The sequence below is a fragment of the Schinkia acidoalkalinis genome, assembly GCF_054301215.1.
The window spans coordinates 756016-780428 of sequence record NZ_CP182573.1 but is presented as its reverse complement, the minus strand read 5'-3'; the positions used below and the strand labels follow the sequence as shown (position 1 = coordinate 780428).

At 38.2% G+C, this 24413-nt stretch carries 26 protein-coding genes; 18 read left to right on the top strand and 8 right to left on the bottom strand.

Annotation, left to right across the window (positions count from 1 at the left end; translation table 11 throughout):
- On the bottom strand, window positions 1-879 hold the full coding sequence (locus ACNQFZ_RS04000; RefSeq protein ID WP_458414064.1) for a metallophosphoesterase: 879 nt from the start codon (window positions 877-879) through the stop codon (window positions 1-3).
- Between the two features lie 168 nt (window positions 880-1047).
- Here ACNQFZ_RS04000 and ACNQFZ_RS03995 point away from each other — a divergent pair, with 168 nt between their 5' ends.
- From ACNQFZ_RS03995 to ACNQFZ_RS03980, 4 genes are all read left to right on the top strand, one after another.
- Window positions 1048-2226: a pyridoxal-phosphate-dependent aminotransferase family protein gene (locus ACNQFZ_RS03995; RefSeq protein WP_458414063.1), complete on the top strand. Its 1179-nt coding sequence runs from the start codon at window positions 1048-1050 to the stop codon at window positions 2224-2226.
- A 106-nt stretch (window positions 2227-2332) separates the two neighbouring features.
- Window positions 2333-3544 carry an EAL-associated domain-containing protein gene (locus ACNQFZ_RS03990; RefSeq protein ID WP_458414062.1) on the top strand — a complete coding sequence of 404 codons (1212 nt, stop codon included), beginning with the start codon at window positions 2333-2335 and terminating at the stop codon, window positions 3542-3544.
- 87 nt (window positions 3545-3631) lie between these two features.
- The gene (locus ACNQFZ_RS03985; RefSeq protein ID WP_458414061.1) at window positions 3632-3862 is read left to right on the top strand and encodes a hypothetical protein; all 231 of its coding nucleotides are present in this window, start codon (window positions 3632-3634) and stop codon (window positions 3860-3862) included.
- 369 nt (window positions 3863-4231) lie between these two features.
- Window positions 4232-4729 (top strand): DUF3993 domain-containing protein, encoded by a 498-nt coding sequence (locus ACNQFZ_RS03980; RefSeq protein ID WP_458414060.1) that lies wholly within the window; start codon window positions 4232-4234, stop codon window positions 4727-4729.
- 27 nt (window positions 4730-4756) lie between these two features.
- On the opposite strand, the gene ACNQFZ_RS03975 is transcribed toward ACNQFZ_RS03980, so the two are convergent.
- Window positions 4757-5722, bottom strand: a complete 966-nt coding sequence (locus ACNQFZ_RS03975; protein ID WP_458414059.1) for an MBL fold metallo-hydrolase — start codon at window positions 5720-5722, stop codon at window positions 4757-4759.
- 146 nt (window positions 5723-5868) lie between these two features.
- On the opposite strand from ACNQFZ_RS03975, the gene ACNQFZ_RS03970 reads away from it, so the two are divergent.
- The 5 genes from ACNQFZ_RS03970 (at window position 5869) to ACNQFZ_RS03950 (ending at window position 9373) form a co-directional block, all read left to right on the top strand.
- The gene (locus ACNQFZ_RS03970; protein ID WP_458414058.1) at window positions 5869-6114 is read left to right on the top strand and encodes a YkuJ family protein; all 246 of its coding nucleotides are present in this window, start codon (window positions 5869-5871) and stop codon (window positions 6112-6114) included.
- A gap of 163 nt (window positions 6115-6277) precedes the next feature.
- Window positions 6278-6718: a cyclic-di-AMP-binding protein CbpB gene (cbpB, locus tag ACNQFZ_RS03965; RefSeq protein ID WP_458414057.1), complete on the top strand. Its 441-nt coding sequence runs from the start codon at window positions 6278-6280 to the stop codon at window positions 6716-6718.
- 44 nt (window positions 6719-6762) lie between these two features.
- The gene (locus tag ACNQFZ_RS03960; protein ID WP_458414056.1) at window positions 6763-8247 is read left to right on the top strand and encodes an MDR family MFS transporter; all 1485 of its coding nucleotides are present in this window, start codon (window positions 6763-6765) and stop codon (window positions 8245-8247) included.
- Between the two features lie 87 nt (window positions 8248-8334).
- A complete protein-coding gene (locus tag ACNQFZ_RS03955; protein WP_458414055.1) occupies window positions 8335-8580 on the top strand; it encodes a YkuS family protein in 246 nt (81 codons plus the stop codon).
- A 127-nt stretch (window positions 8581-8707) separates the two neighbouring features.
- Window positions 8708-9373: a potassium channel family protein gene (locus ACNQFZ_RS03950; RefSeq protein ID WP_458414054.1), complete on the top strand. Its 666-nt coding sequence runs from the start codon at window positions 8708-8710 to the stop codon at window positions 9371-9373.
- A 33-nt stretch (window positions 9374-9406) separates the two neighbouring features.
- On the opposite strand, the gene rnjA is transcribed toward ACNQFZ_RS03950, so the two are convergent.
- The 3 genes from rnjA to def form a co-directional block, all read right to left on the bottom strand.
- On the bottom strand, window positions 9407-11074 hold the full coding sequence (gene rnjA / locus ACNQFZ_RS03945) for a ribonuclease J1 (RefSeq protein WP_458414053.1): 1668 nt from the start codon (window positions 11072-11074) through the stop codon (window positions 9407-9409).
- A gap of 3 nt (window positions 11075-11077) precedes the next feature.
- On the bottom strand, window positions 11078-11287 hold the full coding sequence (locus tag ACNQFZ_RS03940; protein WP_458414052.1) for a DNA-dependent RNA polymerase subunit epsilon: 210 nt from the start codon (window positions 11285-11287) through the stop codon (window positions 11078-11080).
- Window positions 11288-11616: 329 nt separating this feature from the next.
- Window positions 11617-12168, bottom strand: coding sequence for a peptide deformylase (def, locus tag ACNQFZ_RS03935; protein WP_458414051.1), 552 nt, complete (start codon window positions 12166-12168; stop codon window positions 11617-11619).
- 212 nt (window positions 12169-12380) lie between these two features.
- Between def and ACNQFZ_RS03930 the strand changes: the two genes are divergently transcribed.
- The 5 genes from ACNQFZ_RS03930 (at window position 12381) to lpdA (ending at window position 18089) form a co-directional block, all read left to right on the top strand.
- Window positions 12381-13034, top strand: coding sequence for a YkyA family protein (locus ACNQFZ_RS03930; RefSeq protein ID WP_458414050.1), 654 nt, complete (start codon window positions 12381-12383; stop codon window positions 13032-13034).
- A 245-nt stretch (window positions 13035-13279) separates the two neighbouring features.
- A complete protein-coding gene (pdhA, locus tag ACNQFZ_RS03925) occupies window positions 13280-14368 on the top strand; it encodes a pyruvate dehydrogenase (acetyl-transferring) E1 component subunit alpha (protein ID WP_458415301.1) in 1089 nt (362 codons plus the stop codon).
- Window positions 14369-14371: 3 nt separating this feature from the next.
- The gene (locus ACNQFZ_RS03920) at window positions 14372-15349 is read left to right on the top strand and encodes an alpha-ketoacid dehydrogenase subunit beta (RefSeq protein ID WP_458414049.1); all 978 of its coding nucleotides are present in this window, start codon (window positions 14372-14374) and stop codon (window positions 15347-15349) included.
- Window positions 15350-15377: 28 nt separating this feature from the next.
- Window positions 15378-16673 carry a dihydrolipoamide acetyltransferase family protein gene (locus ACNQFZ_RS03915; protein WP_458414048.1) on the top strand — a complete coding sequence of 432 codons (1296 nt, stop codon included), beginning with the start codon at window positions 15378-15380 and terminating at the stop codon, window positions 16671-16673.
- Between the two features lie 3 nt (window positions 16674-16676).
- Window positions 16677-18089, top strand: coding sequence for a dihydrolipoyl dehydrogenase (gene lpdA / locus ACNQFZ_RS03910; RefSeq protein ID WP_458414047.1), 1413 nt, complete (start codon window positions 16677-16679; stop codon window positions 18087-18089).
- Window positions 18090-18160: 71 nt separating this feature from the next.
- Here lpdA and ACNQFZ_RS03905 read toward each other — a convergent pair whose 3' ends face one another.
- Window positions 18161-18550 carry a thioredoxin domain-containing protein gene (locus ACNQFZ_RS03905; protein ID WP_458414046.1) on the bottom strand — a complete coding sequence of 130 codons (390 nt, stop codon included), beginning with the start codon at window positions 18548-18550 and terminating at the stop codon, window positions 18161-18163.
- 227 nt (window positions 18551-18777) lie between these two features.
- On the opposite strand from ACNQFZ_RS03905, the gene ACNQFZ_RS03900 reads away from it, so the two are divergent.
- Together ACNQFZ_RS03900 and ACNQFZ_RS03895 are read left to right on the top strand one after the other, a co-directional pair.
- Window positions 18778-19626, top strand: coding sequence for a polysaccharide deacetylase family protein (locus ACNQFZ_RS03900; RefSeq protein ID WP_458414045.1), 849 nt, complete (start codon window positions 18778-18780; stop codon window positions 19624-19626).
- A gap of 97 nt (window positions 19627-19723) precedes the next feature.
- Window positions 19724-20776: a M23 family metallopeptidase gene (locus tag ACNQFZ_RS03895; RefSeq protein WP_458414044.1), complete on the top strand. Its 1053-nt coding sequence runs from the start codon at window positions 19724-19726 to the stop codon at window positions 20774-20776.
- 44 nt (window positions 20777-20820) lie between these two features.
- On the opposite strand, the gene ACNQFZ_RS03890 is transcribed toward ACNQFZ_RS03895, so the two are convergent.
- Window positions 20821-21255 carry a DUF1885 family protein gene (locus tag ACNQFZ_RS03890; RefSeq protein WP_458414043.1) on the bottom strand — a complete coding sequence of 145 codons (435 nt, stop codon included), beginning with the start codon at window positions 21253-21255 and terminating at the stop codon, window positions 20821-20823.
- Window positions 21256-21495: 240 nt separating this feature from the next.
- Between ACNQFZ_RS03890 and ACNQFZ_RS03885 the strand changes: the two genes are divergently transcribed.
- Entirely contained in the window at window positions 21496-21621 is a 126-nt protein-coding gene (locus tag ACNQFZ_RS03885) for a GapA-binding peptide SR1P (RefSeq protein WP_458414042.1), read from the top strand.
- Window positions 21622-21717: 96 nt separating this feature from the next.
- Here ACNQFZ_RS03885 and ACNQFZ_RS03880 read toward each other — a convergent pair whose 3' ends face one another.
- The gene (locus ACNQFZ_RS03880; RefSeq protein ID WP_458414041.1) at window positions 21718-23187 is read right to left on the bottom strand and encodes an aminotransferase class I/II-fold pyridoxal phosphate-dependent enzyme; all 1470 of its coding nucleotides are present in this window, start codon (window positions 23185-23187) and stop codon (window positions 21718-21720) included.
- Between the two features lie 247 nt (window positions 23188-23434).
- On the opposite strand from ACNQFZ_RS03880, the gene ACNQFZ_RS03875 reads away from it, so the two are divergent.
- The gene (locus ACNQFZ_RS03875; RefSeq protein WP_458414040.1) at window positions 23435-24391 is read left to right on the top strand and encodes an NAD(P)H-dependent flavin oxidoreductase; all 957 of its coding nucleotides are present in this window, start codon (window positions 23435-23437) and stop codon (window positions 24389-24391) included.
- The last annotated feature ends 22 nt before the right edge of the window (window positions 24392-24413 follow it).

Below are 24413 nucleotides of genomic sequence, written 5' to 3'. Positions count from 1 at the left end.
TCATCTTCCTTTTTCAGGTTTAAGCGTAAATATTGTTAATTCAGGGGGACAAAGAAAACGAAACGGCATTCTTGTTGTTCCAATTCCTCTATTCACATATAGCTCCGTAGAGCCAACTTGGTATAATCCTTCGATATACTTTGTAGCACCAATAGGTGTAAAAATTGGTCCATAAAAAGGCAGTTGAATTTGGCCTCCATGGCTATGTCCTGAAAGCTGAAGATCAACCGAGTAGTTTTGAATCGTATCGACTAAATCTGGCTGATGTGACAGTAAAATAGAGTAAACAGTAGATTCAATACCTTGCAATGTTTTTTGAGGATCGGGTTTTCCTAATAAGCCATCGTCAAGCCCACTAATGTAAATATACTCATTCATCTTATTATAAAGTTTTTTATGTCGATTGATTAAAAGCTCGAAATCAGCCTCTTTCATAATCATTTTAATAATTTCTGTGCCATAACCACCGTGGTCGTGATTTCCATAGATGGAGTATTTCCCTAACGGGGCACGCAGTTCCTTTAATAACTGGGTAATTTTCCCGATTTCTTTGTATTTGTTTGGTGCGTCCATTAAATCGCCGGTAAAAAGGATAATATCCGGTGCCTCTTCATTTATTAGGCTAAGCAAATCTGTGAATTGCTGGACGGAATAGTTGAAACCTAGATGGGTATCACTAAATAAAACCATTTTAATTCCATCAAAGCTCGCTGGAATTTTAGTTGATTGTAAATAGCGTCTCGTGATTTTGAGTTGTTTGGGTTCCAAATAACGCGCATAGCCGAAACCCATTGCTGAAAGGATGACCGAACCTACCCCGAACTTATACATATGTTTAATAAATGATCTCCTCGTCATTTTCACACTCTCAATTTCCATACAGACCAACCTATCTTCATTATAAATAAAATCACATAAACACCATTATATCATGACATGGGTAAAATCCAAAAGTTTGACATAAGCTTACATATTTTTTTTAAGGTAGCAGGATTTTTCTGATTATAATGGAAATTATATTATATTGACATAGAGGAGGTAGGGGAATTGTATAAAGAATTAAATCCACCAAGAAGAATTTTAATGGGACCAGGCCCAAGTGACGTTCATCCAAGAGTCCTTCAGGCGATGGCTACGCCGCTAGTTGGTCATCTTGACCCAGCTTTTCTTGAAATAATGAATGAAACAATGGATTTGTTAAGACAAGTCTATCAGACTGAGAATAAACTAACATTGGCAATGTCGGGCACCGGAAGTGCCGGGATGGAAACGCTATTTGTCAATTTAATAGAGCCTGGCGATAAGGTAATAATCGGGGTTAATGGATTATTTGGACAGAGAATGGTTGATGTCGCATCAAGATGCGGAGCTGAAGTCATTTCGGTAGAGGGTGCTTGGGGAGATATTATTGATCCAGAAAAGGTTGAAGAAGCCCTTCAAAGTCATGGGAATATAAAACTGGTAGCGGTTGTCCATTCGGAAACATCAACGGGTGTGCGGCAGCCTTTAGAAGAGTTAAGTGAAATTGTACATCGCTATAATGCGTTATTTGTTTGTGATATGGTTACATCAATTGGCGGAATACCAACCAAGATTGATGAATATAAAATTGATGCTGCCTATAGTGGTACACAGAAATGCATTAGTGCACCTCCAGGGCTTGCTCCCGTTACGTTAAGCCAACGTGCACTAGAGGTTTTGGCTAATCGTAAGGGAAAAGTTCAAAGCTGGTATTTAGACCTTTCGATGATTCAAAATTATTGGAGTGAGGAGCGTTTTTATCATCATACGGCTCCGATTACGATGATTTATTCATTACGGGAAGCATTGCGTCTAATTGTAGATGAGGGCTTGGAAAATGTCTTTAAGCGCCATGCTTTATATGGTGGAGCATTGCATGCCGGTTTAGAGGCAATGGGGTTAGAATTATTGGTTAAGGAAGAGCATCGCCTTCACCAGCTTACAGCCGTCCGTATTCCCGCTAATGTCGGGGACGTTGATGTTCGCAAACGTTTGCTGCAAAAATACGGCTTGGAAATCGGCGGTGGTTTAGGCGATTTAAAAGGTAAAATATGGCGTATTGGTTTAATGGGCTACAATGCTAGGCAGGAAAATGTGACATATTTATTAGCTGCAATCGAAGATGTCCTTCGTGAACAAGGTTATCATTTTATCTCGGGAGCAGCATTAGAGGCGGCAAACCATTTTATTCGTGAAAATGAATAGATTTATTGAAGAGGCTCACATTTAAGTTGGCCTCTTTTTTCGTAATTATGTTAAAATAACATACAGATTAGATAACTAGAGAAGAGAAAGTTTGAGGTGGGACGTATTGGATCCATTAGAAATATTAACAAACAAAGAATTATTATTGCCTTTTTTTCAGCCAATCTTTAGTGCGGATGACCACGAGATTATCGGGTATGAAATTCTTGGGCGGATGAAAGTGGATCAAGACTTCCACAGTATCGGTTCTTTTTTTGAAGATGAATCTGTTCCAGAGGAGTATCGAGTTGAAATCGACGACTATATAACAAAAAAAGCATTAAGCGAAATGACACATATAGAGGATTTGAGGATTTTTATTAATCGCAATCCTAATATATTAATGCTTGACCGTGGGGAATCGCTTTTACAGCTATTATTATCCTTTCAGGAACAAGGTCTTGATTTAAAAAGAATGGTTCTAGAAATTACCGAACATAATTTTCACGGGGATATTGAACAGCTGAACCATGTTTTAACGTATTTGCGTACATACGGTATAAAAATAGCGATTGATAACGTTGGGAAGGATGGCAGCAATCTTGATCGTTTACGGCTTCTTAATCCTGATATCCTAAAAGTTGACCTCTCTTTATTAAGGCAAACGACAACGGCCCAATCGTATATAGATATTTTATATTCCTTATCTTTACTTGCAAGAAAAGTTGGTTCAGCGCTTCTTTATGAAGACATAGAAATGCTGTTTCAATTACAATATGCATGGCGAAATAATGGCCGCTATTATCAAGGATATTATTTGGCAAAGCCATCCTATAAAATCCTGGATAAAGAATACCGTAAGGATCTGTTAAAAACAGAATTTCAAAGTTTCATTTCCCACGAAAAGCGGAAACTATCGGCCCAATATGAAATATGCAACGAATTTACCAATCGCATGAACCAATCAAACCAAAAGTTTAAGACAAAGGATTTTAATCAAATTTTACAGCATGTATCACAAGAATTTTCAAAAGAAAGCTTCCGCATCTATATTTGTGATGGTGAGGGGTTTCAACAATCAGCGAATCTTTTTAAAACATCGGATGACGAGTGGATCATCCAAGCAGAATATAAAAACAAAAATTGGAGCTGGCGTCCATATTTTTTAGAGAATATTGTAAGGATGAATTATGATAAACGGGGTATTTTATCTGATTTATATAGTGATATTGAAACAGGCGAAATCACCCGGACTTTCTCTTTTCCGATTTCAGAACAATTATACATTTTTATTGACCTTTCTTATGAGTTTCTTTTTGAACAAGAGAACTTATTGTAGATTCAGTAACGATAGTACGATTTCTTTTTGCATAATTTATTAAAATTCGGGAAGTTTAGTAACATATCTAGTAATCGAGGTGGTTTTTTGTCTCAATTATCGATAACGTTATTAATCCTGTTTACCATCATTTTAATTATCGGCTTCGTGCAGACGATACGTCTTGGTCAAGCCCAAGCAGACAATAGGCAAAATGGTCTTGATTCTAGTATTAGTGCTGTAGTTAAGGAATCTCCCTACGCTAGAAATCCTGTATTTTGGGCTTATATCGTTGGGTTAGCGTTAATCTTAGCCTATATTGTTTATCATATTGTATAACTTCATAACGATTAGCATAGTGGCAAGGCTGTCCAAATTGGACGGTCTTGTCTTTTTTTGTACGAAAAACTCATAAATAACTGTCTAATGCTGAGGTTATTTTACGAACGAAAACTGTCGTAGGAAGGAACATCCATTGATAAAATTTAAAATATACTATTTATAGTGGAAAGGATGATTATGGTGAAATACACATGTAAAAAATGTTGTAATATAATGCAAAGTTACACGAGTTGCCCGATTTGTCACGAGGAGGCCCATGTAGTTCCGATTGAAATTAATATTCAGAAAGGAATCAAGATTCGGGACCTGCAGGACGAATAAATATCTCCCCCTCTAAAGGGGAATTTTTTTGAAAGGGTGATTACCGTGAAAAAGATTAACAAAAAAATATGGGCACTTCTTTTATTGCTTTTAATCGGACAAGTTCATTTTATTCAGGCAGAAAATGTTGCGATGTCCAGGGAAGATACATTTCTTTTTTTACAAGAAGCTTTTAAAGCACAAACTTCATTGGGCGATCAGTTTCGGACAGAAAAGGAAATAAGGGATGTATTATCGCCATATTTTACAGATGAGTACCAAAAGTTATTTATGGCCGAACATATATTTTCAGAGCCTGAAGGGTTCATCCTTTATGGTTCAGATGTGTTCGATTATTTTATCCCCATGTATTCTTATGATGATAATACAAAAATTATAACAGGCCGTAACAAAATTATTGTGTATGAATATTTTTTACCAGAACTTGATGGACCAGTCATATGGGATAAGCCTCATTATGAATCAATCACTTTGAAAAAAATAAAGAGCGGCTGGAGAATTAGTGATTATAATATTAGCGAAGAGAAGCCAAGTATAGAATAAAAAACGGAGCTATGAAAGCTCCGTTTTTTATTGCAATTTTTTGTGTTCCTGTCTAATAAAGTAATCGGCTAATCCCATCGCACAGATGTCGATATCTATTTTTAAAATCGTATAAACCTTGTGATTATTCGGAATATTTTTTTCATCTAAGTGCGCTTTTACTTTAGTAAAAAGCTTTTCAGAAATCAGCGGCGTCAATTCCTCCATTGTTTTCGACTTGTTCTCGTTATATATTTTTTCACTTGTTTGTACATAGATTGGCAACCACTTCTTAATTTCAGCATAAACTATACTCGGATCTCTGTACATTCCATAATGGCCAAAGAAGATTTGGGAAACATTTAATTCTTCAATTGCTTTTAATGAATGCAGCATTTCATCTGGATCAAATTGATTTGGTGATGTTGTTGGCAGAAATAGATCAAATTCTTCAATATCTTGATAATAAATGCCGATTGTATCACCGGTGAAGATTCCGTTTGAGAAACTGTCATGGATGCTGAAATGATGCTTGGCATGTCCAGGAGTATCATAAAAGGTTAGCGTTCTACCTTCAAGTTCAAGTGTTTCGCCGTCCTCTTTTATAAGTAACCGGTCTTCTGGAATAGGATAGATGGGATCATATAAGCGGTCAAAGTCATCCCCATATACGACTCTTGCCCCAGCAATTAAACGTGACGGGTCCATTAGATGGCGGTAACCTCTAGGATGGACTACAACTTTCGCATTCGGGCAATCTTTTAATAGAAGACCTGCACCTCCGGCATGGTCTAGATGGATATGGGTTACAACAATGTATTGAATATCTTTCGGATCAATTTCCAACTTTTTCAAACCATCTAAAAGATATGGAATGGAAGGACTGGCACTTGTTTCAACAATCGTTAATTTTTTGTCATGAATCACATATGTACCCGTACGATTTTCCAACCCAAGGTCAAAAACATCAAAAAACGAAATATTATGGCCTAAATTAACTGGATTTTTTTTCAAAATTTCATCCCCCTTATAAAAAATATTGTAAGTGATAATAGTTTCGATTGTAAAGATAGATATTTTTTGTCAAAATAGAAAAGGAAAGAATGGACAAACAGTAGAATGTGAATCCTAAAACTAAATGTGCTGAAAGGGGAAGTGGAATGTCACTACTTCATGGGATTTTAAAACGTTTAATGACATTACAGGATGATGAAAATAATGTCGAGCCAAAACAACGCTTTTTTGAGAAAAATGGTGAAAAAAAGTGTAGTGTAAAGTATTTTGACCACACAAAGATGTTTGAGCTGGAGGTATATCAGCCCGGCGAAAAACCAAAGACCTATCAATTTGATAATATCGATATGGTCGCCATTGATGTTTTTGAAATTATGAGCACTGATGAATAAATTCCATTTTAGGACCATCCCATATATTGGGATGGTCTTTTACTTTTTTGAAGTAATCATTTTCTAAATAATTGAGGGCAATTTTAGTGAAATTTATTCTTTGCTAATGGTACAATAATAAAGTGGGTGGAAAGCGTTTACATATGAAGGGAAGGGGAGTTTTATGTTTAGTTTTCAGAAAGAGGTCATACTTAATACCAATATTGAGGAATTGATGGTCAGTTCTGATAAAGTGGCCCATGTCCAAAGTGATAACCCACTTCTGCATGCTTTATTAGTATTAACAAAATCCGGTTATTCAGCAGTCCCTGTTTTGGACCACTCCTATAGATTAAAAGGTTTGATTAGCACAACCATGATTTTAGATACCGTTCTTGGAATTCAGTCATTTGAGATGGAAAAGTTATCCCAGCTTAAGGTAGAGGATGTTATGAATTCCAACATTCCGACGCTCAAAGTTCACCATGATTTTATGAGGGCATTAGGCCTAACGATTAATCATCCTTTTGTTTGCATAGAAGATGATGATGGTTTATTTATCGGCATCCTAACAAGAAGGTCAATTATTAAACTTTTTACAAAAAACATCAAAAAATCCGTGTAAACATAAAATCTTGTTTTTTCATAGTTTGGAAGGATGTGTATTTCTTGAGTCACCCTAAGACAAAAAAGCCTTTCGTTTTGGCAGCCGTTATGCTGGCCATGTTTATGTCAGCGGTAGAGGCAACAATCGTATCAACGGCAATGCCGAGCATCGTTTCCGAGTTGGGAGGTTTTTCTTTATATAGTTGGGTTTTTTCAGCTTATTTATTAATGCAGGTAGCGACGACCCTCATTTATGGAAAGGTATCGGATCTATTTGGTAGAAAGCCGGTATTTGTAGTTGGCGTCTGTATTTTTTTGATTGGCTCCCTTTTGTGCGGGTTTGCGAGTCATATGAAATGGCTTATTGTCTTCAGATTTATACAAGGAATTGGGGCAGGCGCGGTCATGCCTATTGCAACAACGATTGTAGGTGATATCTATACGAAGGAAGAAAGAGCTTCAATTCAAGGTTATTTATCTAGTGTTTGGGGAATTTCGGCTATACTAGGCCCGGTCTTGGGCGGCATTTTCGTAAATTATCTTAGTTGGGTCTATGTATTTTGGATGAACATCCCGCTAGGTATTTTGGCAATCATCGGCGTTAGCCTTTATCTTCAGGAAGATGTTGAAAAAAAGAAACCGGTGATCGATTACAGTGGAACCATTCTTCTAGTTGTATCAGTAAGTGCTTTGATGCTTGTGCTTGTAGAAGGGGGTGTTCATTGGGGGTGGAGTTCCTGGCAAGTTATTAGTTTACTAGTTGTATTTTTAATGGGCTTATGTTTTTTTCTAATCCGGGAGCGCCGGGCTAGTGAGCCCATGATGCCTCTTCGTATATGGAAATATAAAGCGATCAGCGTCTCAAATATTGCTTCTCTAACGACAGGGATGATGTTAATGGGGGTTTCCAGCTTTCTTCCAGCTTTTGTTCAAGGGGTAATGGAGAAATCTCCAATGGTGGCTGGCTTTACATTAACGACGATGTCTATTGGTTGGCCGATTGCCTCCACTGTAGCAGGAAAAATGGTGGTGAAAATTGGTTATCGAAAATTAACTGTAGCTGGTGGTTTCTCCTTGATTATTGGGGCGCTAGTGTTTGTAACCCTGTCTCCTGATAAAGGCCCATTATGGGCAGCCTTAGGCTCGTTTTTTGTTGGCTTTGGAATGGGGCTTACGACAACCTCTTTTATAGTATCGATTCAAAGCACAGTAGGGTGGAATGTAAGGGGGATTGCCACGGCTTCCAATATGTTTATGCGTACATTAGGAAGTGCTGTTGGAGCGGCCCTTTTAGGCGGTTTATTAAACAGCAGGCTACAGTCTTTTTTTGTCCAAAAGGGAGTGGATGACGAAATCACAATAGAAACGGCCAATGCACTCCTCAATGAAGAGGAGCGACTCCATTTAATTAAATCAACAAAAGAGATGTTGCAGGAAGGATTGTCGTTATCCTTGCATAGTGTATATTGGACTGTATTAGTGATTGCTATCGCAACTTTATTCCTTCTCTTTTTTATGCCTGATAGGGAAGAAACAATTAATGAGTAACATATTGCAGCGATATTGCTGATTTATCTCCTTGTATAATTTCTATATTTTAGGAAAAAATGTAGAAGTAAGGAGGTGGATGAAGTTATGGCAAAAATTGGTGTAGAGGAGTCCTTGACAGATGTTCAACAAGCACTACAAGAACATGGACATAATGTTGTCCAGTTAAAGCAAGAGACTGATGCAAAGGGCTGTGATGCTTGTGTTATAACGGGGCTTGATAACAATGTGATGGGAATTGCAAATACTGTAACACAAGGTCCTGTTATTGAAGCGAGAGGCCTAACAGCAGAAGAAGTTTGCAAAGAAGTTAACAACCGGATTAATCAATAAAATTCACGATTTGAAGGAACCGCGGGGGTTCCTTTTCTTTTTTGTTTAGAAAAAGATCTAGGCAGTTTTTAGTATCCATTTGTGTTAAAATAAGGTTTACCCAAACCTTATACCGGAGGATGCATTAATGAGAAAAGAATTCGCAGTCATTGGCCTAGGCCGTTTTGGTGGAAGTATATGCAGAACACTTGCTCAAGAGGGAATGGAAGTCTTGGCGATTGATGTTAATGAAGATCGCGTTTCTGAATTTTCGAATATAGTATCTCAAGCGGTTGTGGCGGATACTACTGATGAAAAGTCTCTAAAAAGCCTTGGAATTCGCAACTTTGACCATGTTATTGTGGCTATCGGTGATAATATCCAATCTAGTATCTTAACAACGCTGATTTTAAAAGAGCTGGGAGTTAAGAAAATTACTGTAAAAGCGCAAAATGATTATCATGAGAAGGTGCTGGCTAAAATAGGGGCTGATGTCATCGTACACCCTGAACGGGACATGGGACAAAGAATAGCCAATAATATGATTTCGACCAATGTGCTAGACTATCTTGAACTATCAGATGAACATAGTATTGTAGAGCTCATCGCCAGCAAAAAAATGGATGGCAAAACATTAATTCAACTGGACGTTCGCGCAAAATATGGCTGTAACGTTGTTGCCATTAAACGGCATAATCAAATCATTGTATCACCGATGGCAAAAGAAACAATACGCGAGAGCGATATTTTAATTGTTATCGGTGCTGATCGGGATATTGATAGATTCGAAAAAAACATTATGGATAACGCATAAAAAACCGCCTAGTTTAGGCGGTTTTTTATGCGTTTAGATTTCCATAATAATAGGAAGAATCATCGGTTTCCGTTTTGTTTTCTCATATAAGAATGGTCCTAATACATCTGTAATTTCATTCTTTATTTCAGACCATTGCGTTGTTTTACGTTCCATGATTTTTTCAAGATGCTTGGCAATTAAGCTTTGCGCATCATTGATAAGGTCGCTGGACTCACGCATATAAACGAAGCCTCTTGAGATAAGGTCTGGACCTGCCATGATTTTGAACTCTTTCATGTCGATGCTTACGACGACAATGACTAAACCTTCTTCAGATAAAATGCGGCGGTCACGCAAAACAATATTACCAATGTCACCAATGCCGTTTCCATCAACATAGACAGAACCTGAGGTGATTTTTCCAGATACGGATGCTTCCTTACTTGTTAAGGTAAGAACGTCGCCATTATCCATAATAAAATTATTTTCAGGTAAAACTCCACAATCAATTGCAAGTTTAGTGTGCATTTTCAGCATGCGGTATTCACCATGGATTGGCATGAAGAACTTTGGTTTCATTAAGCGGAGCATGAGTTTCTGTTCTTGCTGGCCACCATGTCCAGATGTGTGGATATCACTTAATGGACCATAAATCACTTCCGCACCTGCACGATATAAGCTGTTAATAACACGGCTGACACTAATTGTATTCCCAGGAATTGGTGAAGATGAAAATACGACCGTATCTCCAGGGTTAATTTGAATTTGACGATGGGTGCCGTTTGCAATCCGGGAAAGTGCAGCCATTGGTTCACCTTGACTGCCGGTACAAAGGATGGTTACCTGATTACTTGGAAGTCGATTAATTTGAGATGCCTCAATAAAGGTTTCCTTTGGTGCTTTTATATAGCCTAAATCTAATCCAATTTCGATCGCAGCTTCCATACTTCTTCCAAATACAACTACTTTACGATTATTCTTAACGGCAGCTTCAACAACCTGCTGCAAGCGATGAATATTCGAAGCAAAAGTAGCAAAGATAATCCGTCCATCCACTTTTCTAAAGATTTCATGAATACTTTCGCCGACACGTCTTTCTGACATTGTAAAATCCGGAATTTCACTGTTTGTACTATCTGAAAGCAAGCAAAGTACACCCTCTTTGCCGATTTCAGCCATTTTTGTTAAATTTGCCGGCTCACCAACTGGTGTGAAGTCAAATTTAAAATCACCTGTATGAACGATATTCCCTTGAGGTGTCTTCACAACAATCCCGTAAGCATCAGGGATACTATGTGTTGTTCTGTAAAATTCAACAGCTAAATGTTTGAACTTAAAACAATCCTCTTCTTTAATATCGATTAATTTGGCTTGTCGCAAAAGCCCATGCTCTTCAAGCTTGTTTTTGATGAGCCCAAGAGCTAGTTTACCGCCATAGATTGGTACATTAATTTGTCGCAGCAAATAGGGGACGCCACCGATGTGGTCTTCATGTCCGTGAGTGATAAAGACACCTTTGATTTTATCTTGGTTCTTCGCTAGGTACGTATAATCTGGAATAACATAATCAATTCCCAATAATTCATCTTCAGGGAATTTTATCCCGGCATCAATGACGATAATTTCATCTTTATATTGAATTGCATACGTATTCTTACCGATTTCACCCATCCCACCTAAAGCAAATACAGCAACTTGATCTTCTTTTAAAAATTTCATAATCTATACATTCTCCAATACAAATTTTTCTGACCGTTTCTCATATTCAAGATGGGCTTCATCAAGTGGTTGAATAAATTCAATGTTAAGATTTCTTTCCGCTAACTTTTTCCGTACATCTCTTACAGACTTTCCCTCAATATATAGCGTTTGTGTACGTTCACGTACAGGTACTTCAGTTTTTACATTTTGAAAAAATACTTTAAAAACCATACTAAAAATCTCTCCTTGCCTTTTCCAAATAGTCATCTTCGTTCATTATAGCGGATATTGAAATCTTTTTCATTTTTTTTGTAATTTTTTTTGTAATATATTAAGTTATGCGATCGTTTTTCGGCGTAATAAGTCCTTCATATGTGCTCTAAGTTTTTCTCTTAATCGTTTAAACATAATCATTCATCTCCGTTCTTCCAATTTTTATACCGGTTATGTTTGAATTGATTTTATTATGTGTAAGTGTGTGCTGTTTGTTTCATGGCGATTATTGGAAAGGAGATAAAAAAGAGGCCAACATCTATATGTCAGCCCTTATAGCCCATGAATTATTCTATTACAATGGCATCTTCAGGTGCCTTGAAAGGATCGTCTTTATTAATATGGTCATAAAACATGATTCCGTTTAGATGGTCAATTTCGTGCTGAAAAACAATGGCAGGCAACCCTGTTAAGCGAAGTTTAACCTCTTGACCTTCTAAATCAACCGCTTTTACTGTTACCTTTGCATGACGAGGAACGATACCAGGTACATCTCGGTCTACGGACAGACAGCCTTCCCCGCCCGCTAAATAGCTAAATTGGGTTGAATGACTAATAATTTTTGGATTAAACAAAGCATAGCTATAGAGCTCATCATTTTCATCGGTTACATGAATTGCAATCATTCTCTTTGAAATTCCTAGTTGGGGTGCTGCAAGACCAATACCTGGGCGCAATCCATATTTTTCCGAAAGGTCCGGGTTTTGACTAGTAATAACAAATTCAATCATCTTTTGTAATGTTTCTTTATCCTCTTTGGAAGCAGGCAGACTTACCTCTTCCGCTTTATCACGTAATGTAGGATGTCCTTCGCGGACAATATCATCCATTGTAATCAATGATTCATCTCCTCCTAATATCCCTTATTCTTTAGTAAGTTTCATTTTAGCATATTTTTTATAATAAGTAATAATCATCTATTTTAATTATAATGTATAGAAAAGACTATTTGTGTGGACAAGCGCATAAGATAGATTATAACTAGAGTTTACTGTTGTCATTCCATAATTTTGAAATTATAATTAAAGTTTGAGATAAGGAGGCGCTTGGATTGTATAAGTTTTTGAAAAATAGTTTTGTTATCATTATACTAATTGGCTTACTAGCGGGTTGCGGAAAGTCTGTTGAAGAAGAAATCTACAGTCATTTAGAAAAAGCTGTTTCATTGGAAGCTGCGTTTGAAGACCAACAACAACCACTCGTTCAATTAGAAAAAAAAGAACAGAGCATATATGAGAAAATTATTAAGCTTGGGATGTCAGAATTTGATCAAATAAAAGCTCTATCCCAAGAAGCGATAGATGTTGTTAATGAGCGGGAATCAAGAATAAAGAAAGAAAAAGAAAGCATTGAATCCGCGAAGAAAGAGTTTTTATTGACTGAAGCTAAAGTTGATAAGCTTGAGGATGAAAAGGTAAAGGGAAATGCCAAAGAATTAATGAAAATCATGAATGACCGTTACAATTCTTATGAAAAGCTTAATCAATATTATGAAGAAGCGATTCGCTTGGACCGTGAGTTATATCAAATGTTTCAAAAGGAGCAACTTACATTAGAGCAACTGGAAACACAAGTGAAAAAAATAAATGAAATGTATGACAATGTTGTAACAGAAAATGAAAAATTCAACAAATTAACGGACACATATAATAAAAAGAAAAAAGAATTTTATCTTGCAGCAGGGTTAAATGTTGTTTTTAAATAAAAAGCATATAAAAGCTGACTTTATAAGTGGCCAAAAACACTTATAAAGTCAGCTTTTTTTGTACCCCGCTTATCTTTAAGAGCAATATTTGGGATTAAAGAATATTAGATAACTAATGGGAGTTTATAGTAGGTGGGAAATGTATGAGTGAATAGATGAATAGTCATAATGGGTAATATAAGTCTGATTTATAGGGACAGAATTACACGAGCGGTCATTCGATTAGAAATGAAGAGGTGGAAATGATGTTTGATAAAACGATTGTAAGTAAAGTGGAAGAGTTGTTTCAAATCTTTCAAATTATGAATGAACAAGGGCAAATCGTAAATGAACAGGCCATGCCTTCATTGTCAGACGAGCAATTAAAGGAGCTAATGAAACGCATGATTTACACGCGAGTGCTCGACCAAAGATCCATTTCCTTAAACAGGCAGGGAAGGCTTGGATTTTATGCACCAACAGCTGGTCAAGAGGCCTCACAACTAGGCAGCCAATTTGCGATTGAAAAAGAAGATTGGATTTTACCGGGTTATCGTGATGTTCCACAGCTTATTTGGCATGGACTTCCGCTTGATAAAGCATTTTTATTCTCTAGAGGACATTTTATGGGAAACCAAATGCCGGAAGGGGTTCACGCTTTAGCACCGCAAATTATCATAGCAGCGCAAATTATTCAAGCAACAGGTGTAGCACTAGGCTTAAAGAAGCGTGGGAAAAAAGCGGTGGCAATCACGTATACAGGTGATGGCGGCTCCTCTCAGGGCGACTTTTATGAAGGATTAAATTTTGCCGGAGCTTATAGGGCGCCAGCAATCTTTGTTGTCCAAAATAATCGCTTTGCGATTTCAACTCCAGTGGAAAAGCAAACTGCATCAGGAACAATTGCACAAAAAGCTTTAGCTGTTGGGATTCCAGGGGTTCAGGTTGATGGAATGGATATTCTTGCTGTCTATGCTGCTGTTAAAGAAGCTAGAGAACGAGCGGTTAATGGGGAAGGACCAACCTTAATAGAAACGCTAACGTATCGCTATGGACCACATACAATGTCTGGAGATGATCCAACCCGTTATCGTACTGATGATTTGAATCATGAGTGGGAAAAGAAAGATCCAATTGTTCGTTTCCGCAGATTTTTAGAAAACAAAGGGCTTTGGTCAAAGGAAGAAGAAGACAAGATTATCGAACAAGCAAAAGAAGATATAAAAGCAGCCATAAAGAAAGCAGATGCTGCCCCAAAACAAAAGGTTACTGATTTAATCGATATTATGTATGAAAAGCTTCCCCGGAACTTAGAGGAGCAGAGAGAAGAGTATGCAAGAAGGGAGTCGAAATAAACAATGGCTCAAATGACGATGATTCAAGCAATCACGGATGCAATGCGGACTGAATTACGGAATGATTCCAATGTTCTAATTTTTGGTGAGGATGTCGGCGTAAATGGTGGTGTGTTCCGGGCAACAGAGGGTCTGCAACAAGAATTTGGTGAAGACCGCGTTTTTGATACCCCGCTGGCCGAGTCAGCCATTGGGGGACTCGCAATTGGTTTAGCACTTGAAGGATTCAGGCCGATACCGGAAATTCAATTTTTTGGATTTGTATATGAAGTCATGGATTCTCTAAATGGTCAAATGGCACGGATGCGTTTCCGTTCCGGTGGAAGCAAACAGGCGCCGATTACAGTTCGCTCACCTTTCGGAGGGGGGGTTAAAACTCCCGAATTACATGCTGATAGTCTGGAAGGGCTAATCGCACAACAACCTGGTATAAAAGTCGTGATCCCATCCACTCCTTATGATGCGAAGGGCTTATTAATATCGGCGATTCGTGATAATGATCCGGTTGTTTTTTTAGAACATATGAAACTATACCGATCTTTCCGAGAGGAAGTCCCAGAAGAAGAGTACACGATTCCGCTTGGTAAGGCTGATGTGAAACGGGAAGGGACCGACCTTACCATTGTTACGTATGGTGCTATGGTACATTCTTCCTTAAAAGCAGCGGGAGAATTAGAAAAAGAGGGTATTAATGTCGAAGTGATTGATTTAAGAACGGTAAGTCCAATCGATATTGATACAATCATTGAATCGGTAAAGAAGACAAATCGGGCAATTGTTGTCCAAGAAGCGCAAAAACAAGCAGGCGTGGCAGCGAATGTAGTTGCTGAAATTACAGAGCGCGCCATTTTGCACCTCGAAGCGCCTGTCTTGCGAGTGACAGCACCAGATACTGTCTTTCCATTTTCTCAAGCGGAAGATGTATGGCTGCCTAATTATGTAGATATTATGGAAAAAGCTAAAGCTGTCCTTCATTTCTAATTTCAAAGATACTAGGGAGGTAAAAATCGTGGCGTTTGAATTTAAGTTACCAGATATCGGGGAAGGGCTTCATGAAGGTGAAATCGTCAAATGGTTTGTAAAGCCTGGAGATACTGTCAAAGAGGATGATGTTCTTTGTGAAGTTCAAAATGATAAGGCAGTTGTGGAAATTCCATCCCCTGTTGAAGGTACAGTGTTGGAAGTAAAAGTAGCAGAAGGTACGGTTGCGGTCGTTGGCGATGTCATAGTAACCATTGATGCAGAAGGTTATGAAAGTGCTGGTGAGGCGCCGACACCACCTGCTAATGAAAACAAACCGGTGGAACAAACGGCAGGGAGTCAAGCAGTACCGGAACAAAAAGTAAGCCCACAAACAGCTCCAAATGGTGCGGCGGCAACTATATCTGATAACAAGCTGATTATTGCCATGCCATCCGTCCGCAAATATGCCCGTGAAAAAGGTGTTACTATTGCTGAAATATCCGGTACAGGTGAAAATGGACGCATCCTAAAGGAGGATATTGATCAATTTGCCAGTGGTGGGGTTCCTGTACGTCAAGCAACAACGAAAACTGAAGAAACAGCTGCAGCAAACGTTGTTCAAGCGTTACCTCAAGGTCAGTATCCAGAAACACGTGAAAAAATGAGCGGTATCCGGAAAGCCATTGCCAAGGCTATGGTAAATTCTAAACATACAGCACCGCATGTTACATTGATGGATGAGGTTGATGTGACAGACCTTGTTGCCCATCGCAAGAAATTTAAGATGATAGCACAAGAGAAAGGCATAAAATTGACCTACTTGCCTTATGTAGTAAAGGCTCTAGTTTCTGCAATAAGGGAGTATCCAACCTTCAATACATCGATTGACGACGCTGCACAGGAAATTATTCAGAAACACTACTATAATATTGGCATTGCTGCGGATACGGAAAGAGGGCTCCTTGTGCCGGTCGTAAAAGAAGCTGATCGCAAATCTATTTTTGCGTTATCAAAAGAAATTAATGAACTGGCTACAAAAGCCCGCGATGGCAAGCTGGCACCAGATGAAATGAAGGGCGGCTCATGTACGATATCCAATATCGGCTCCGCCGGTGGACAGTGGTTTACTCCTGTTATTAATCATCCGGAGGTTGCCATCCTAGGGATTGGGCAAATTGCAGAAAAACCGGTTGTACGAAATGGGGAAATTGTGGTAGCACCGGTTCTTGCCCTCTCTTTAAGCTTCGACCATCGAATAATTGATGGGGCAACTGCCCAAAACGCATTAAACCATATTAAACGATTACTACATGATCCACAATTATTAATAATGGAGGCTTAAAGAATGGTTGTAGGAGATTTTCCCATCGAAACTGAAACACTTGTCGTTGGTGCAGGACCAGGTGGATATGTTGCTGCCATACGGGCGGCTCAGCTTGGTCAAAAAGTGACGATTGTTGAAAAGGAAAACTTAGGCGGGGTCTGTTTGAACGTCGGATGTATTCCTTCCAAAGCACTGATTTCTGCGGGCCACCGCTATGAAACAGCGAAGCATTCAGCGGATATCGGAATCACAGCCGAGAATGTGAAGGTTGATTTCGGGAGGGTGCAAGAGTGGAAAGCTAGTGTTGTAAATAAGCTAACAGGCGGTGTAGGTGCTCTTTTAAAAGGAAATAAGGTTGAAATTGTAAATGGTGAGGTCTATTTTGTTGATCAGAACACAGTTCGGGTCATGACTGAAAATGCTGCACAAACGTATAAATTTAAAAATGCAATTATTGCAACAGGGTCTACACCAATCGAGCTCCCAACCTTTAAATTTTCGAAACGTGTTCTTAATTCTACTGGTGCTCTTAATCTGCCGGAAATCCCTAAGAAAATGATTATAATTGGCGGCGGGGTCATTGGGGTTGAACTGGGTACTGCCTATGCCAACTTTGGTAGCGAAATCATAATATTAGAAGGAATGGAAGAGATTCTTAACGGCTTCGAAAAACAAATGAGTGCAGTTGTCAAGAAGCGCCTCAAGAAAAAAGGAACGGTAGAAATCTATACAAAGGCAATGGCAAAAGGTGTAGAAGAAACTGAAACAGGTGTTACGGTTACGTTTGAAGTGAATGGCGAGACGAAATCGGTTGAGGGCGATTACTTACTTGTGACAGTTGGCAGAAAGCCAAACACGAAAGAAATCGGTCTTGAGGAATTAGGAATTGAGATGACAGAGCGGGGATTAATTAAAATTGACAAGCAATGTCGAACGTCAATTCCAAATCTTTATGCAATAGGTGATATCGTTCCAGGACCGCAGCTTGCACATAAAGCTTCATATGAAGGAAAAGTAGCTGCAGAAGCAATCGCAGGTAAGCCTGCGGAACTTGATTATGTGGCAATTCCTGCAGTTGTATTTTCAGATCCTGAGTGTGCATCTGTTGGCTATAGTGAAAGTCAGGCAAAAGAAGCCGGAATTGGGATTAACTCCGCCAAATTCCCATTTGGTGCAAACGGAAGAGCCTTAGCGCTAAATGAATCCGATGGATTCTTGAAACTCGTAACAAGGAAAGAGGATGGTTTAGTCATCGGTGCACAAATCGTTGGTCCAAATGCCTCCGATATGATTGCAGAACTGGGGTTGGCAATCGAAGCTGGAATGACAGCAGAGGATATTGCCTTAACCATTCATGCCCATCCGACACTTGGTGAAATTACGATGGAAGCTGCCGAGGTTGCAATTGGAAGTCCTATTCATATTGTAAAATAAAAAGTAAGGGCTGTTTTTGAAGTATCATACATACTTTGGAAAACAGCCCTTTTTGGCGAACAGAAAAGTATTTAATTCTTTTTTTCTTTTTCCATGGCATCCATAAGATGATTCATAATTTCTCTCTTACTTTTCTTGCCTTCAATACGTGCCTTTTCTTCCCCGTCCTTTATTACGATTAATGTTGGGTAGACACTTACATCGAATTTTTTAATTTTCTCATTCTTGTTAGTGGATTGAACAAGAACGACATCCGCCATTTCATTTGGAAATTTCTTGCGAAGATCCAGCATGACATCATAATAATTATTTTCTAGTTTTATTTTTTCATCATCGGAAAAAAACAGTATATGGTACCCTTCGCCATCCAAATTAATTTTAGATACTGCATCTCCATCGACCGTATTACAGGCCGCCAATAAAAACATGGATAAAAAAAGAAATCCAAGTTTCATTTTCATTTTGTTGCTCACTTCTTTCTGAAAGAGAAATTATGTATGTGTGCCTATGTCATATTTTATCATTCATTTTAAAAAGTGGAAGCTTTGTCATCTATTTGTTACATAAATGAAAAATTCAAAATACTAGATATAGTTGTGAAACATTTCTGAGGTATCTAGGTGCTGATTTTTTTGAAATTATACTATAATGTAAAGAGTGGTATTACATAATACGGGGGGCTGACCAAATGAAATGGAAACATTATTTTGTTCTGTTTGGGCTTTTGTTCCTATTTACAGCATGTTCAAACAACGCAAGTCAAGTGAAGCAAAAGGAAAAGGAAGACGAGAATAAGAACCCATCATTCTCACAATCTAGCAATCTGCAGCATGAGAATAGCAACAAAGAGGAAAATGCCAAAGAAGTAATCCAAGAGACACCAATAGAAACCTCAGTTATCAACCCTCAATATAGAGTCAATCCAACAAATTTTAATATTGAACCTATTCAAGACGCGGACAATCATGTTGTGCTTTTGACTATTGACGATGCACCTGATCAGTTTGCACTCGAAATGGCAAAAACATTAAATCAATTAAATGTGAAGGCAATCTTCTTTGTGAATGGCCATTTTTTAGCCTCTGAAGATCAAAAAAGAGTATTAAAAGAAATACATGACATGGGTTTTCCAATTGGCAACCATTCCATGACCCATCAAAATTTGAAAAAATTATCTAAAGAACAGCAATATCAAGAGATTGTAAAGGTAAACGACTTAGTGGAGGAAATTACTGGGGAAAGACCTAAGTTCTTTCGGGCTCCATTTGGTGCTAATACCGATTATAGTCGTGAGCTCGCTCTAAAGGAACAAATGGTGGTAATGAATTGGTCCTATGGCTATGATTTTATGAAGGATTATATGTCTAAAGGGGCCCTGACGAATATTATGGTCAACACCGAACTTCTCCATAATGGCGCAAATCTTTTAATGCATGATCGAAAATGGACGAATGAAGCACTTAAAGATATAGTGACGGGTTTGGAAAATAAAGGATATACAGTGATAGACCCGCATTTAATTAAAACCCTAAAGTAAATATTCGAACCGCTCCCTAGGGGGCGGTTTTTTGTATAAATTTGTTAATAATGGAAAGAATGGAAGAGGTTAAAAAAATTGGGAGGGTGGGGTGTTTTTGAAAAAACTGCTCCTCTGTATAATTTGTTTGATGTTGATTATTGGATGTCAAGCAGCAAAAGAAAAAACGGAAACAAAGGAAAAGAGAGAGAATGAAACATGGCAGCATGTGGCTTACAAAACATTGGGGACCCGAGTCTTTATACCGGTACAATCAGTAAAGGAAATTACCAGCGGGGAAGCGAATTTTGATAATATCAATAAAACTTTATTATTACATTACGGCGGCAATCAATACTTTTTCATCTATAATGTTCCGGTTGTGCAAAAGAATGGTTTATTTTTACCCGGTCAAAAAGATGATTTTCAAATTATAAGTGGGGAAGCTTGGCTATCAAAGCGGTTCATAAATGATACATTAGGGTTGAATGTAAGGGTAGCAAGTAATCAAGCATTTATCGAAAAAATGAAGAGAGCGGGTCATCGTACAAACAATGAAGTAACGACACTTTCACCATTAGGTAGTGTTGACAATGTAAGGGAAATCATGGGTGGACTTCAAAGTCCGATAAAAAAAGCCCAGGTTGATACGATTCCTTCACATTTACCAGGGGCAAAAAGAGCTTACCGGAATGGAGTCCATGAAGGAATGGATTGGTATGGTTTTTCAACAGGTGTGCCAATGAATCGAAAAACAGAAGTATATGCGATGGCAACCGGTGTAGTTGTTCGTGCTGATCATGAGTATAACCGCTATTTATCACGTGAGGAGCGAAGTCGTGATTTAAAAGATGCTGCAGAAATAGGATTTACGCCTGCTTACATGTTGGACCGATTAAGAGGACGACAAGTCTGGGTCCAGTACGAAAATGGACTGCAGGCAAGATTTGCACATTTAGATCGGATTCCAGAGGATTTAAATGTCGGCGATACTGTAACGGCTGATTATTTAATAGGCTATGTCGGAAATTCTGGGACAAGCGGTGATGTCAAAAAAGATGACTCAGAATTACATCTTCATTTAGATTTACTGTATCGCGGGGAATTGTTTTGGAAAGGATTAACCGAAAAAGAAATAGAAAAGATAGTAAAAACAGTATTTAAAAGCTAAAAAAGGCTGGCTCATTAGGAGTCAGCCTTTTAATGCTACGAGCTTTACTTTTTATCATAGAAATACATGATTCTGCCATTAAATAGATGAAGTTCACCATTTAATTTTTTGCCTAGAAATTTAGCAAACTCAACCGCTTTATTTTTATCACCGAAATTGGCTACTTCGGGAAGGGCTATTTGAATGTAATTTTGCTTTCTAGTAGTGCCATCTTCATTTTTTACCTCTTCAGAGCCAACTCCTACTAGGATAAAATTGTAACGATCCAATGTCCCTTTTAAATAAAACCATTCACCATTCGAATCATCACGTTCTTTTATTTCATAAGGAAAGGCATTATTTTCATAATCCCAATCAAGCTGTTCCCCAGTTTTGCCCGTAATTTCCTTATAATAGTTAAAGTAATCTTTTAATTCGTCTAATGACACTTCTTGCTTATTGGAAGCTGGTACAAGTTTTATGTATGCTGTTCTTGACATATTAAATCCCCCTCTATACCGTATACTTTGACTCCGTGTAATATCATAGCATTTTTTAAAGTCTATTTACAAGCATACGTGAAGTAGAAGAAATGTTTGGAAATTCATAGGCGTTAATTTATAAGATAAATCCGCGAATGTGCTATACTTAAAAATGGTATTGACACTAATAGTATGTCATATTATCATATTAATATGATCAACAATTAAAACGTTTCCAAATTTAAAGGAGATGAAATCATGGGTACAATCGTTTGTCAGCAATGTGAGAGCACAATAGGCCATTTTGAAGATGAAAAAGTTACAACACTTTATGCTAAGTGTTGTGAAGAATGTGATCATGAGCATAAAGAACAGAATAAATAGGATTATTAAATATGCATAGTAAAAGAGTGTGGTTCAAGTGCCACACTCTTTTTTTACGATTAGCTGTAGCGCCCATTGATGGGCGCCTCTCTTGTTCTATTTAATTGCACGATATTCCTTGATTACACGAATTGTTTTAAGTTCAGGGTCTTCAGGTCCTTGAACTGGCAAACCTACCTCTAAATTTTCTTTTATATAATCAACATTTTCCTTCGAGATAATTTCGCCCGGAATAAGAATTGGAATTCCAGGTGGATAGACCATAATAAATTCAGCAATGATTCGGCCGACTGATTCTTCAATAGGTACGATTTCCGTTTCTGAATAAAATGCATCCCTTGGTGAAAGTGCCAAGAGTGGAATGTTCGGCACATGCACTTCTACTGCTTTTGTGGCTTTAGCCTCGTTGCGAATTTTTGACAACTCTTGAAGAGCATGGACTAAAATACCGATTTCTTCCTCTGAATCTCCAGGTGTAATAATACAAAGGATGTTATAAAGGTCAGAAAGTTCTACTTCAATCGTAAAGTTTTCACGCAGCCAAACTTCAACTTCGTGACCTGTCATACCAAGTTCTTTAACGGAAATGATCAGCTTTGTAGGATCGTAATCATACGTCGCTTTTGTTCCAAGAATTTCTTTGCCGACACAATAAAGATTCGGGATTTCGTTGATATGTTTTCGAGCCGAATCAGCAAGGCGAATCGTTTTTTCAACAAGCTCCTTGCCTTTTGTGGCCAGCTGTCTGCGTGCGCAATCCAATGATGCCAATAATAAGTAGGATGTTGATGTTGTCGTAAGCATACTTATAATCGTTTGGACATGCTTTGCCGACACCAAACCTTCTCTTATATTTAAAATGGAACTTTGTGTCATTGAACCGCCAAGTTTATGGACACTTGTTGCTGCCATATCTGCACCTGCTTGCATTGCTGACATCGGCATTTCATCATGAAAATGAATATGAACGCCATGAGCTTCGTCAACAAGTACAGGAATATTGTAGGAATGGGCAATATCGACAATTTCCTTTAAGTTTGCAGCAATTCCGAAGTAGGTTGGATTAATAACTAATAAACCTTTTGCATCTGGATGTGCTTCCAATGCTTTACGGACAGCATCGGTTGTTATACCATGGGAAATTCCTAAGTTTTTATCGATTGCTGGATGGATAAAAATAGGCGTAGCACCCGAGAAAATAATCGCAGACATAATTGATTTATGAACGTTTCTCGGTATGATAATTTTATCACCAGGTTTGCATACGGACATTACCATTGTCATAATGGCACCGCTTGTTCCTTGTACAGAAAAAAATGTATAATCAGCCCCAAATGCTTCTGCTGCTAATTCTTGCGCTTCTTGAATAATACCATGGGGGTGATGCAAATCATCTAAGGGACTTATATTAATTAAGTCAATTGATAATGCATTCGTGCCAATGAAATTTCCGAATTCCGGATCAATACCTGTTCCTTTTTTATGTCCTGGAATATGGAATTGAAGCGGATTCTTTTTTGCATGTTCTAATAAACCTGTAAATAGGGGAGTTTTATTTTGATCCAAGTTAGACACCTCAATACTTCAAATTACTAAAATCATCGTATAAAAAACATATCAATTTTAACAAAAGTATAGAATTTTTCAAGAAAATTCGTCTTTATTCATCATAGCATGTCCCTTGACATGTTGAAATACTGATTTTACTAAAGGAATTTGTTATATTTTGTTGAATTATTTAACGGTTGGGTTCTATTATGAATGGAAATGAATAAATCTTTTATGAAGACAAGTATGGGGAGGCGCATCTTTTATGAAATGGGATACAAGAGTAACGGAATTACTTGGGATCAAGTACCCAATTATCCAAGGGGGATTGGCGTATTTAGCATACTCCGATTTAGCCGCTGCTGTTTCAAATGCCGGTGGGTTGGGTCAAATAACGGCTATGTCTTTGGAAACACCTGAAGAGCTTAGAGAAGAAATTCGTAAAGTAAGAGAAAAAACGGACAAGCCTTTTGGTGTAAATTATGCTTTCGGTCAACATGGCAGACCGTATGAGCATATGCTCCAAGTAGCCATTGATGAAAAAGTACCTGTTGTTACTTTAACCGGTGGTAATCCTGCTCCAATATTTGAAAGGCTGAAAGGTGTGGATGTAAAGAAACTCGTCCTCGTTGCAGCAAAGCGGCAAGCAGTCAAAGCAGAAGAATTAGGGGCGGACGCGGTTATGGTTGTTGGACAAGAGGGCGGAGGCCATCTTGGAAGAAGTGACACTGGAACGGTTGTTTTAGTACCGCAAGTTGTTGATGCTGTTTCAATCCCAGTCATTGCCTCCGGAGGATTTGGCGATGGACGCGGCTTAATGGCTGCTCTCGCTTTAGGAGCGGAAGGAATCGAAATGGGAACACGTTTTATTGCTACAAAAGAATGTGTGCATGCCCATGTGCATTATAAAAATAGATTGGTAGAAGGAACAGAGAATGATACTGTGGTCATCAAACGTACCATCGGTGCACCAGCACGTGCCATTTCTAATCAGCATACAGCTAAGATTCTCGAGCTGGAAAAGGAATTTGGTGATTATGAGCATTTAAAAGAGTATATTAGTGGTGCAGCAAACAAGCGCTACATATATGATGGCAACGAGGAAGAGGGCTTTGGCTGGGCTGGCCAAGTGATGGGCCTAATAAAAGATGTTCCAACGACTGCTGAACTGTTCCAAAGAATCATTTCAGGAGCAGAAACATTTAGAAAAAATTGGGCATAATAGAAAGAAAAAAGAGTGGTGT

What these genes read in the sequence shown, in the direction of transcription:
- rnjA (WP_458414053.1), bottom strand. Translation starts at nt 11,074, where the DNA reads ATGAAATTTTTAAAAGAAGATCAAGTTGCTGTATTTGCTTTAGGTGGG.
- ACNQFZ_RS03905 (WP_458414046.1), bottom strand. Translation starts at nt 18,550, where the DNA reads ATGAAAATGAAACTTGGATTTCTTTTTTTATCCATGTTTTTATTGGCG.
- pdhA (WP_458415301.1), top strand. Translation starts at nt 13,280, where the DNA reads ATGTTTGATAAAACGATTGTAAGTAAAGTGGAAGAGTTGTTTCAAATC.
- ACNQFZ_RS03920 (WP_458414049.1), top strand. Translation starts at nt 14,372, where the DNA reads ATGGCTCAAATGACGATGATTCAAGCAATCACGGATGCAATGCGGACT.
- ACNQFZ_RS03970 (WP_458414058.1), top strand. Translation starts at nt 5,869, where the DNA reads ATGTCACTACTTCATGGGATTTTAAAACGTTTAATGACATTACAGGAT.
- ACNQFZ_RS03950 (WP_458414054.1), top strand. Translation starts at nt 8,708, where the DNA reads ATGAGAAAAGAATTCGCAGTCATTGGCCTAGGCCGTTTTGGTGGAAGT.
- ACNQFZ_RS03885 (WP_458414042.1), top strand. Translation starts at nt 21,496, where the DNA reads ATGGGTACAATCGTTTGTCAGCAATGTGAGAGCACAATAGGCCATTTT.
- cbpB (WP_458414057.1), top strand. Translation starts at nt 6,278, where the DNA reads ATGTTTAGTTTTCAGAAAGAGGTCATACTTAATACCAATATTGAGGAA.
- ACNQFZ_RS03955 (WP_458414055.1), top strand. Translation starts at nt 8,335, where the DNA reads ATGGCAAAAATTGGTGTAGAGGAGTCCTTGACAGATGTTCAACAAGCA.
- ACNQFZ_RS03940 (WP_458414052.1), bottom strand. Translation starts at nt 11,287, where the DNA reads ATGGTTTTTAAAGTATTTTTTCAAAATGTAAAAACTGAAGTACCTGTA.
- ACNQFZ_RS04000 (WP_458414064.1), bottom strand. Translation starts at nt 879, where the DNA reads ATGGAAATTGAGAGTGTGAAAATGACGAGGAGATCATTTATTAAACAT.
- ACNQFZ_RS03890 (WP_458414043.1), bottom strand. Translation starts at nt 21,255, where the DNA reads ATGTCAAGAACAGCATACATAAAACTTGTACCAGCTTCCAATAAGCAA.
- lpdA (WP_458414047.1), top strand. Translation starts at nt 16,677, where the DNA reads ATGGTTGTAGGAGATTTTCCCATCGAAACTGAAACACTTGTCGTTGGT.
- ACNQFZ_RS03875 (WP_458414040.1), top strand. Translation starts at nt 23,435, where the DNA reads ATGAAATGGGATACAAGAGTAACGGAATTACTTGGGATCAAGTACCCA.
- ACNQFZ_RS03900 (WP_458414045.1), top strand. Translation starts at nt 18,778, where the DNA reads ATGAAATGGAAACATTATTTTGTTCTGTTTGGGCTTTTGTTCCTATTT.